The following is a 237-nucleotide window of genomic DNA, read 5'->3' on the forward strand; positions in this document are numbered from 1 at the left end:
GTGAGGGAGTCATCATGATGAACTTTGAGATGCTTGAGAACAACACCAAAGGGACCGTAATCAAGGTCGTTGGTGTGGGCGGTGCGGGCGGCAATGCCGTCGCGCACATGATTCGCAGCGGCGTGCACGGCGTGGATTTCATCTGCGCCAACACCGATGCGCAGGCACTGGCGGCGACCAACGCCCCGGTGCAGATCCGCCTGGGCCGCACCGGCCTGGGCGCGGGCGCCAAGCCCG

General features: G+C 65.0%; 1 pseudogene. It reads left to right on the forward strand.

The window, feature by feature from the left end:
• Positions 1–14 precede the first annotated feature (14 nt).
• A pseudogene (locus SB751_RS35090) lies at positions 15–237 on the forward strand (cell division protein FtsZ); the annotation flags it as partial.

Origin of the sequence: Cupriavidus sp. SIMBA_020 (genome assembly GCF_046535395.1) — a bacterium.
Taxonomy (GTDB): domain Bacteria; phylum Pseudomonadota; class Gammaproteobacteria; order Burkholderiales; family Burkholderiaceae; genus Cupriavidus; species Cupriavidus campinensis.